The sequence below is a fragment of the Frankia sp. CcMO1 genome (assembly GCF_977945845.1).
Map to the genome: position 1 here is coordinate 11,780 of NZ_CDWTMG010000057.1, position 10,485 is coordinate 22,264.

Annotated in this window: 6 protein-coding genes and 1 tRNA gene; 4 read left to right on the forward strand and 3 right to left on the reverse strand. The window is 70.6% G+C overall.

Annotated elements, in window-relative coordinates:
* Together AC08OU_RS09860 and AC08OU_RS09865 are read left to right on the forward strand one after the other, a co-directional pair.
* The coding region (locus AC08OU_RS09860) for a glycoside hydrolase family 13 protein (RefSeq protein WP_476604721.1) at positions 1-1,841 on the forward strand (1,841 nt) is incomplete at its 5' end.
* Positions 1,842-1,873: 32 nt separating this feature from the next.
* A complete protein-coding gene (locus AC08OU_RS09865) occupies positions 1,874-2,296 on the forward strand; it encodes a globin (protein WP_476595532.1) in 423 nt (140 codons plus the stop codon).
* Between the two features lie 49 nt (positions 2,297-2,345).
* Here the strand turns inward: AC08OU_RS09865 and ettA are convergent, their stop codons facing one another.
* Positions 2,346-4,028 carry an energy-dependent translational throttle protein EttA gene (gene ettA, locus AC08OU_RS09870; RefSeq protein ID WP_476600864.1) on the reverse strand — a complete coding sequence of 561 codons (1,683 nt, stop codon included), beginning with the start codon at positions 4,026-4,028 and terminating at the stop codon, positions 2,346-2,348.
* Between the two features lie 190 nt (positions 4,029-4,218).
* On the opposite strand from ettA, the gene AC08OU_RS09875 reads away from it, so the two are divergent.
* Positions 4,219-5,658 (forward strand): DUF1254 domain-containing protein, encoded by a 1,440-nt coding sequence (locus AC08OU_RS09875; RefSeq protein ID WP_476600866.1) that lies wholly within the window; start codon positions 4,219-4,221, stop codon positions 5,656-5,658.
* Here the strand turns inward: AC08OU_RS09875 and AC08OU_RS09880 are convergent.
* Both AC08OU_RS09880 and AC08OU_RS09885 read right to left on the reverse strand, forming a co-directional pair.
* Positions 5,636-8,011 (reverse strand): DUF7846 domain-containing protein, encoded by a 2,376-nt coding sequence (locus tag AC08OU_RS09880; protein WP_476600868.1) that lies wholly within the window; start codon positions 8,009-8,011, stop codon positions 5,636-5,638. The two genes, AC08OU_RS09875 and AC08OU_RS09880, sit on opposite strands and share 23 nt — an antisense overlap.
* A gap of 89 nt (positions 8,012-8,100) precedes the next feature.
* Complete coding sequence (locus AC08OU_RS09885) at positions 8,101-8,763, reverse strand: single-stranded DNA-binding protein (protein ID WP_476600869.1); 663 nt, start codon at positions 8,761-8,763, stop codon at positions 8,101-8,103.
* 450 nt (positions 8,764-9,213) lie between these two features.
* Between AC08OU_RS09885 and AC08OU_RS09890 the strand changes: the two genes are divergently transcribed.
* Positions 9,214-9,286: transfer RNA gene (locus AC08OU_RS09890), tRNA-Arg, on the forward strand.
* The last annotated feature ends 1,199 nt before the right edge of the window (positions 9,287-10,485 follow it).

Below are 10,485 nucleotides of genomic sequence, written 5' to 3' on the forward strand. Positions count from 1 at the left end.
GTCCCCCTAGTGTCCAGCACGGCAACCGGAGCGACGCGGGCAAGGACCACGCGGGCAGCGAGAACGCCGAGGGGAACGAGAACGCCGAGGGCGCTGGGGACAACAAGGACAACAGCCCAGGAGCCGGCGACGCCGGGGAGCTGGATCGCCCGAATGGCGCCGACGGCCGGGTGCGGTCGCCCGGCCGGGACGGGACGTGGTGGCGCCGGGCCGTGCTGTACGAGGTGTACCTTCGCAGTTTCGCCGATTCCGATGGTGACGGGGTCGGCGATCTGGAGGGGCTGCGGCGGCACCTGCCCGTGCTGGCCGAACTCGGCGTCGACGCGATCTGGATCACACCCTTCTACTCGTCCCCCATGGCCGACCACGGGTACGACGTCGCCGACCATCGCGGCGTGGATCCGCTCTTCGGTGACCTCGCGGACCTCGACGCCGTGCTCGCCGACGCCGCCGAGGCCGGACTCGCCGTGCTGATCGATCTCGTGCCGAACCACTCGAGCTCGGCGCACCCGGCGTTCCAGGCGGCGCTCGCGTCCGCGCCGGGCAGTCCCGAGCGGGAGCTCTACATCTTCCGCGACGGCCGAGGCTCCAGCGGCGAGCAGCCTCCGAACAACTGGGAATCGGTGTTCAGTGGATCGGCCTGGACGCGGGTGGCGGACGGCCAGTGGTACCTGCACCTGTTCGACGCCGAGCAGCCCGACTGGAACTGGGATCATCCCGCCGTCCGCGCGGACCATGCCGCGACGCTGCGGTTCTGGCTCGATCGGGGGGTCGACGGGTTCCGGATCGACGTGACCCACGGGCTGGTGAAGGACACCGAGCTACGGGACAACCCGCCCGGCGCCCTGTTGGCTCCGGACAGCGGGTTCCGCGAGGAGCACGAGCCCCGGGTCTGGGACCAGGACGGGGTGCACGAAATCTACCGCGAGTGGCGCGCGATCACCGACGAGTACACCGCCCGCGACGGGCGTCCCAGGGTCCTGATCGGGGAGACCTGGGTGCGCGACCCGGCCCGGCTCGCCCGCTACGTGCGACCGGACGAGCTGCACCTGACGTTCTCGTTCTCCCTGCTGAGCATCCCCTGGTCGGCGGCGGCCTGGCGGGCCGCCATCGATGCCGAACGCGCCGCGCTGACGGCGGTCGGCGCGCCGGGCACCTGGGTGCTCGCCAACCACGACGTGGTGCGTCCGGCGACCCGTTACGGCGGCGGTCCCACGGGGACCCGCGGCGCGCGCGCCGCCCTGCTCACGCTGCTCGCACTGCCCGGCACCGCGGTGCTGTACCAGGGCGACGAGCTGGCGCTGCCGCAGGCCGAGGTGCCGCCGGCCGCCCGTCGCGACCCGATCTGGACGCGGTCCGGGGGCACGTCGCCGGGCCGGGACGGCGCCCGGATCCCCCTGCCGTGGTCGGGGGACACGCCCCCTTACGGATTCACCTCGGCCGGCGCCGACCCGTGGTTGCCGCAACCCGCCGACTGGGCGGACCTCGCGGTCCTCGCGCAGGCGGCCGACCCGATGTCGACCTGGCTGCTCGTGCGCAGCGCGCTCGCCCTGCGCCGTGCCCTCCCCCACCTGCGTGGCGACGACCTGCGCTGGCGGGACGACGCCCCGGCCGGATGCCTGGCCTTCGACCGCCCCGCGCCGGCAGGCTCGTCGGTGCCCCCGGCCCCGCCCACCTCGGTGGGGCCGGCCAATATGACCTGCGTGATGACGACCGAGGGGGAGGTGGCGGTTCCACTGCCCGGACGGCTGGTGCTCGCCAGCGGACCGGTGGGGTACGACGGCGCGACCCTGACGCTGCCCCCCGACACGACGGCGTGGATCGCGCCCCGCGACGGCTGAGAACACCCGTCGCCCGGATCGGGCCGCACCGCGTGCCGCAGAATGGACGAGTGAGCCAGTCTCCTCCGCGCACTCTCCCGGTCAGCTCCTTCTACGACGCCGCCGGCGGCGAACCGACGTTCCGGAAGCTGGTCGCGCGGTTCTACCAGGGTGTGGCAAACGATCCGGTACTGCGCCCGCTCTACCCGGAAGAGGATCTGACCGGCGCTGAGGAGCGCCTGCGCATGTTCCTCATCCAGTACTGGGGTGGCCCGACCGACTACCAGGAGCAGCGCGGGCATCCTCGGCTGCGGAGGCGGCACGGCCCGTTCGCGATCGGCCCGGCGCAGCGGGACGCCTGGCTGAAGATCATGCGGGCCGCGGTCGACTCCCTGGACCTGCCGCCCGATCTCGACAGGCAGCTCTGGGGCTACCTGTCGATGGCGGCGAACTCGCTGCAGAACCGCCCCGACTGACCGCTCGGTGCCCGCGGGCACCGGCCGGGCGGCCGGCCCGGGTGCGCTCTCAGTCCCGGGTGAGCTTGCGGTAGGTGACGCGGTGCGGGCGGGCCGCCTCCTGCCCGAAACGATCGATCTTGTTGGTCTCGTAGTCGGCGAAGTTCCCCTCGAACCAGAACCAGCGCGCCGGGTCCTCGTCGGTTCCCTCCCAGGCCAGGATGTGGGTGGCGACCCGGTCGAGGAACCAGCGGTCGTGGGAGATGACCACGGCGCAGCCGGCGAACTCCAGCAGCGCGTCCTCCAGGGAGCGCAGCGTCTCCACGTCGAGGTCGTTGGTGGGCTCGTCGAGAAGCAGGACGTTGCCGCCACGCTTGAGGGTGAGCGCGAGATTCAGCCGGTTACGCTCCCCGCCGGACAACACACCGACGGGCTTCTGCTGGTCGGGCCCCTTGAACCCGAACGACGACACGTACGCCCGGCTCGGGAAGTCGACCTTGCCGACGACGATGTGGTCGAGGCCGTCGGAGACGACCTGCCAGACGTTCTTCTTCGGGTCCAGGCCCGAGCGGGTCTGGTCGACATAGGCGATGTCGACGGTGTCGCCGATGACGAGCTCCCCGGCGTCCGGCGCCTCCTGCCCGGTCAACATCTTGAACAAGGTCGTCTTACCGATGCCGTTGGGGCCGATCACGCCGATGATGCCGCCGCGCGGCAGGGTGAACGACAGGTTGTCGATGAGGAGCCGGTCATCGAAGCCCTTGGTGAGCCCCTTGGCCTCGATAACCTGGTTGCCGAGCCGGGGGCCCGGCGGGATCTGGATGTCCTCGAAGTCGCGCGGGCGCGCCCGGTCCGCCTCGGCGGCCAGCTCCTCGTAGCGGGCGAGGCGCGACTTGCTCTTGGTCTGGCGGGCCTTCGGGTTGGACCGGACCCACTCGAGTTCCTGGGCGAGTACCCGGCGCCGCTTGGCGTCCTTCTGGCCTTCGACCTTCAGCCGGGCCGCCTTGTTCTCCAGGTAGGTGGTGTAGTTGCCCTCGTAGGGCAGGGCACGGCCCCGGTCGAGCTCGAGGATCCAGCCGGCGACGTTGTCCAGGAAGTACCGGTCGTGGGTGACGGCCAGCACGGCGCCCGCATAGCGGGCGAGGTGCTGCTCCAGCCAGGCGACGCTCTCGGCGTCGAGATGGTTGGTCGGCTCGTCGAGCAGGAGTAGGTCGGGAGCCTCGAGCAGGAGCTTGCACAGCGCGACCCGGCGGCGCTCACCGCCGGAGAGCAGGGTGACGTCGGCATCGCCGGGCGGCAGCCGCAGCGCGTCCATGGCCTGGTCGAGCTGGCTGTCGAGCTCCCAGGCGTTCGCGGCCTCGATCTTGTCGATGAGCTCGGCCTGCTTGGCGAGGAGGGAGTCGAAGTCCGCGTCGGGCGCGGACATCTTCTCGTTGATCTCCTCGTAGCGGGCGAGCACCCGGCGGATCTCGCGCACGCCGTCCTCGACGTTGCCGCGGACGTCCTTGGTCTCGTCCAGCGAGGGTTCCTGGGCGAGCATGCCGACCGTGTAGCCGGGGCTCAGGGTCGCCTCGCCGTTACTCGGCTGATCGAGACCGGCCATGATCTTGAGCAGGGACGACTTCCCCGCGCCGTTCGGGCCGACTACCCCGATCTTGGCTCCGGGGAGGAACGACAGGGTCACGTCATCGAGGATGACCTTGTCGCCATGGGCCTTGCGCGCTTTGCGCATCTGGAAGACGTACTGCGCCATGCCATCAACCCTAGGGCATCGCGCCCGCGTTCCTCACAGCGGTGATCGGTGGCCCGTCGGCCGACGCCGGGGACCGGTGGGTACCACACCACAAAGAAGGGCACGGACTGTGGGGGCGACCGCTGCATGGGGGCGACCACTGCATGAGGGCGACCACTGAAACGGAGATGACGAGCGCGGGGAGGACGGCATGCTCGCGAGTGACCATCGGCTCGGGCTGGCGGCCGAGGCGTTCATCTTCGGATATCCCCTGGTCAGCAATGTCCGGCTGAGCGTACGGACGGCGGCTGAGGGAATCGGGCCGATCCGGCCCGCCGGGTACAACGCCTTCGCTCACGAGACGGAACCGCCCGCGCCACTGTCCTGCTTCGTCAGCGTCGACAACGACGCCCTGTGCTCGGTGGCCGAGGTCGACCTCACGCCGGGTCCGCTGGTCCTGCGGATCCCCGACACGCCGGATCGTTACAGCGTGATGATCTTCATGGACGCCTGGCGGAACAACTTCGCCTACGTGGGACGGCGAACCACCGGCGGACGGGGTGGGCGCTATCTGCTCGTCCCGCCGGGCTGGACGGGCAGCGCGCCCGCGTCGCTGGCCCGCATCAAGGCGCCGACCCGGCTGCTGACGCTGATCAACCGGTTTGGCTTCGACGGCCCGGCGGACATCGCGGCGGTGTCCCGGCTGCAGGAGGAACTGGACCTGAGCCCGCTGGATCCCGAGGCCCGCCGCGCGGAGGGACCGCCGGAGCACTCGAAGAGGGTCTGTGACGACCTCCGGTTCTGGGAGGAGCTGCGCATCTGGCTGCGCGCCTATCCTCCGTCGCGGGCCGAGGCCGAGTACGCCCGCCACTTCACCTCGCTCGGGATCCTCAACGATCCTTCGCCGTACATCGACCCCAACCCGGGCCTCGCCTGGTCCCTGCGCACCGGGCTGCGCGCCGGCCGCGACGAGCTCGAACGGGTGGCGCACGCCGGCCGGGCGCTGACGAACGGCTGGGTGAGCACCCCGCATGCCCTCGACTTCAACCTGGACCGACTCGGACCAGGCACGATCGACGATCCGGCCTGGCGGATAAGCGATCGGGCACAGGCCCGTCTCGCCCGGGCGATGGCCGCCCGGCTGCCGCGGGGCGCGACGCACGGCTACGAGGAGATCCAGGCGAGCCGTGCTATCGACACGGACGGCCGTCAGCTGAGCGGGGCCCACCGGTACCTGCTGGAGCTGGTGCCGCCGCCGCAGGCCGCGTTCTGGTCGCTGACAATGTACGACGCGCCCGAGTACTACCTCGTCGAGAATCCCCTGCACCGGTATTCCCTGCGGAGCGGCGACCGCGATCTGCGCCGCGGTCCGGACGGCTCGGTGCGCATCCTGCTCCAGAGCGATCCCCCGGAGGACGGCGGGCCGCTTGCCAACTGGCTGCCCGCGGCAGTCGGTGATTTCCGGCCCGTCCTACGGATCTACGAGCCGGGGACTGACGTCCTCGACGGAACGTACATGCTTCCTCCCATCTGCCGCATCGACCGATCACCGGGCCGACCGCTCACCGGGCCGACCGCTCACCGGGGGATCGGGGCGCCGGGGCAGGCAGGTTACCCGGGCGGGCAGGTCAGCCTCGACGATCATCGATGATGATGCGCAGCGGCGGCCGACGCCCCTCGCCGACCTCATCGACCTCCCCCAGGGATCCGAGTACGGTGACCGGCGGGCCGGCAGCCGGCCGGGAACCGTCCGACCGGGAGCTGTCCGACCGGGAACCGTCCCGTGCGGCCAGCCGCACGGGCAGCACCTGATGATCAAGGAAATGTTCCCGTCCGGAAGGGCTCGTCGCGTAGTAGGCCACGGTGATGGAGGTGCCCCGGCCGTCCCGCACGGTGCTCGCCGACGGACGGCCGAGGGATCCGGAATGCACCGGGGACCGGCCGGAGTCGTTGCGGTCCGTCGTGGTGCCGCCGGGGCTGTCCGTGCCGCCGGCGATGTTGGTGATACTGGTGACGTCGGTGATATCGAGGCCGTCCGCGTCGACGGTGAGGATCATCGAGGTGGGGATCCGCGGATGGACCGGAATCGACAGGCGGCGGGCACCCTCGGTGAGCACGACGCGGGCGGAACGGGCGCCCGCGGGCGCGGCATCCACTCGCAGGGTCACCGCCACCCACCTGCCGCTCCTGACCGCCAGCCGTTCGACCCGCGCGGTGGAAGGCGAGGCGGGTGAGCGGCCGTAGGCCGATGCCAGGCGGAGCAGGTAGGCCGGGCGGTCCGCGTGGTCAGCGGCCACGATGAGATCGTCGACCCCCCGCGACACGGCGAACAGGACGGGACCGTCGAGCTTCGGCCCGTTCGCGGTCACCGGAGTGGGATGCCCGAGAAACGGCGGGTTCACCGCGACGAACACGAGCGGGTCGCCCGGCAGCCGATCCAGCATCGCGCTGAGGTCACGGTCGTGCCCGGTGAGCGTGAGGTTGGCGCGCACCGCCCCGACCAGGACGACGGCCGTGAGCGCCAGGATGGCGGCGCCGGTCCCCGCGACGGCGGTGAGCCCGAAGCGGTGCCCGCGGGCGAAGACGGCTTCGCCGGCCCTGACCAGGCCCTCCGCGCCGAGGTGGACGAGCGGGATGAGCACCGGGACCAGGTAGAAGGGGCCGACGTAGCGGATGCCGCCCCACAACTCGGCCGCGTTCCACGCGCCCCAGAAGCCGACGTATCCGCCCAGGAAGAGCAGCCCACCCGCACCCAGGACCGCGGCGGGTGCGGACAGCTGCCGCCGAGCCGCCACGACGATCGCACAGCCGGCCAGCACTACTCCCCCGCAGGCCCAGCCGCCGAACAACCACAGGTGGTCGCCAACCGACTGCAGCCCTTCGACTAGGCCGAAGTCGTGCCTGCCGTCGCCGGGATACAGCTTGCGCAACCCGAAGCCGATCTTGTCGTCGGATTCGAGGAGCGCGAACGGCAGCCGCAACGGGTCACCGGTGGCGGCGGCGTTGCTGAGCAGGACGAGCACCATGGGCGCGGCGAGCCCGCAAAGCAGCCACCGGCACAGCCACCAGCGCCCGCCCGTGGAGGTCAAGACCAGCCAGATCGCGAGCGGAGCCAGGAGCAGGACGACGTCGTACGGCCGCACCGCCGCCGCCACGCCGAGGGCGAGGCCCGCGACGACCACCGGTGCCGCCCGTCGGCGGCGCCGTCCCCGCAGCACTCCCAGGACGGTCACCTGCAGCAGCACCAGGGTCGGCAGGTAGCTCAGCACCATCGCGCTCTGGAGGATCACCAGCGGGGAGAAGGCGAGCAGGGTCGCCGCCAACGCCGCGGTCCGCCGGCTGCCGGACAGCTCGGCGCCCAGTAGGTAGGTGACGACGACCGCCGCCATGACGATCATCGCAAGCGCCGGATCGATGCTTCCCGTCAGCACGATGCCGATCGCGAAGATCGCGGGTACGAAGGGCGTGTACTTCAACACGTAGTGATCGCCGACAACGGTTCCCAGCCATGGCAGGTAGGACGGCGCCGGGTCCGGGGCGGGCGGGAACAGGCGGCCCTCGGCGAGGGTCCTGGCATGCAGGAGGTAGATGCCCTCGTCGTTATTGACCGACAGGAACGGGAACACGGTGTGCCGGAGGACGACGGCGACCGCCGCGCTCAGGACGGCGAGCACCATCACGTACCGGGCGGGCCCCGAGATGCTCGCGAGACGAACGCGCAGCCGCTGGACGGGAGCCCGCCGACCGTGAGCGTCGTCGGAAGCCGGCGGCCCGGCCGGCGGTTGTTCGCCGTCCGGCCGGGACCGCGGCGTGTCGTTCCGGGGCTCGGCATCACCCCTGGGCGCGGCGACGACCACCGATCCGGGTGTCGCGTGCGCAAGGCCGCTCTCCAAGCCGGGACTCACGACAACCTGCGCATCGATGACGTCGAAGGGCGCCTGCGGCTCTGTCCCGGGTTCGGCGGAGACAGGCCCCGTCGGCCCCATCTCGTGCCGGCTGCTCATCCACGGCACGGTACCCAGCGCCCTTGGCCGCGCCGGACGCAGGTCGGTCCGACTCGCCCTCCAGGTCCCCGCCATCGACGGCTGGACGATCAGGAGAGGTCATGGGAGGAGGAGGGAAACGACTGCCAGGGTGAATCGTCGACCGTCACCGCGGACGGGCGCGGTTCGCCGGGCGCCACACCCGCGCCCTGGAGCCGCCCGGCATCCGCCGGCGGTCCCGCGACCATCGACGCCATGGCCGTCGCGGCAGATGCCGCTCCGGCCGCATCCGCATCCGCACCAGCGACCGGGAAGCCGGCCAGAGCGCCGTGCTCGGATCCCACCAGAGCGGACGGATCACTGGGAACACCCGTCGCGGCCGCCGCCCCCGCGGGGGCGGAGCCCGGGCGACGGGCAAGTCGCTCCGAGCGAGCCGCATGCCAGGTGAGCTCGGTTCCGACCGCATCCGCGTCGATCTCGTAGGTAACCCGCCGTTCCCCTTCGCCCGTCTCGAACGACCGCTGCCGCAGCCGGCCGTAGACGAGCGCACGATCACCCCGGACGAGGCTGGCAGCGACGTTGTCCGCGAGCTGGCGCCAGCAGGAGACCCGCAGGAACAGCGTGGTTCCGTCGACCCAGCGGCTCTCGGAACGATCGAACCGGCGGGGCGTCGACGCGAGGCGGAAGGTGCATATCGACGCACCGTTGGCCGCCATCCGATGATCCGGATCGTCGACCAGGTTGCCGACAAGCGTGATGGTCGTCTCGAGCATGGCGTGCTCCTCGGGTCAGGGACGGATCCGCCGGGCTGGCCGCGAACGGCCTCTCCCACAGTGAGCCGTCACGGCGGCTTCGGAAACCCTCGGTTGGTCGTCTGTGGATAACGAGGGTTCACCCACAGGCCACGCATCCCCGGACGTGCGCGCACCGGCACGCCGACGCTCGGACCCCACGCCGGTCCGCGACGCCTCCCGTTTGCCCGCCTGCCGCGGACGCCTCAGGAGTCGAAATGAAATAACTTGCGCGTTTCGAACCCTCCACAGGCCTGTGACCTGCGATGATGCTCTCGATCACGTATTTGTTACTTCATTACGTCCCCTCAGCGTCGTACCTCGGCCTTCCCCGGAGCTCGACCTTCCCAGGAGACGGTGCCCATGTGTTCGATGCCTGGTCGAACCTTGCTACCCTGTTGTAGCTTCCCGGTGGGCCCATCCCCTGCAAGCGCGCCCGTAGCTCAGTGGATAGAGCGAGTGCCTTCTAAGCACCAGGTCGCAGGTTCGATCCCTGCCGGGCGCACTCAACCTCGCCGTTTAAGATCGACATGCGCCATGACCTGCACCTTGAGTGCTCATGTAGGGGCGGATACCCGAACAGGGCCGGGGAGTGCAGCCCGTCGACCTGCCGCTTTGGGTTCGATTCTTGCTGGGTTCCACACCCAGGCCGCTGCCGATCAGGCGTCCATGGCGCGGGCCGAAGGGTGCGGTCAAAGACCGGCCGCGTCGAGGTGGGCGATGAAAGGTGGGTCTACGTCTGTGTTCGGTGCGCAGTTGGCCGACGTAGGTGCTGAACCCGGCGGCGTCACCGAGGGTGAGGTGGGCCTCGCGCAGGTCGCGGAGCAGGCTGACCGCCGTCTGGTAGCTACGCTTACCCGCCGTGACGAGGACACGGGTCTCGATCAGCCTGCCTCGACGCAGGGCTCCCACCGCCAGACCTCGAAGGGATCGGCACCCGGTTCCGCGTCACGCTGTGGACCCAGCGCGTCCAATCACCGACCCTGGACGACAGGGACCGCGCAATCCTCGCGGCCATCCCGACCGGCGGCGCACTCACCAGCGAAATCGCCAACGCGATCGAGTTGTCCACCCGCGTGACGAGGACCAGGCTCATCAAACTGGTCGACCGCGGACTCGTCCGTGAACTCGGCGCCGGTCCACGGGACCCGAAGCGACGCTACTACCGCTCTCCGTAGCCGACCCGGCAACGCTGGCAGGTCGTACACGCACCGCCCACGCATCCTGGGGCGCACACCGAGACCGAGAGGACCGACCTTCCAACTTAGAAGCAAACTCTGAAGACCACTACTTCCGAGCGATTCCGAGCCTGGACGCGCCACCGTGGCTCAGGAGCGCCCAGCGTTCCGGTTCCCGGCGTAGCCCGCCCGGCGGATTTTCGCGTGGGCAGGTCCAACAGACACGGTCGGGCCGTTGACCTGCAGACTCAGGTTCACATTAGTGCTGGTTGGGTGCACAAACCCCTGTGCCACAGCGCTTTTCACCTCGGCGGGCCGTCGCGGCGAGCCCCGCGACGGCGCGGAAAGCTGATCATTGCCCGCGTCCGGCGGTGCCCGCAGCGCACCCGCACGATCGAACGAGACAGCAACGAACCCGGACGCCTCCGCAGCGCCGAGCACGGAACCCGCCTCCGCCATTGGGGGGAGCGGCGTCTCGTTCTTTCGGTGGGTCTCCGACGCCTGGGCTGTCTCTAGGCTTGTCTTC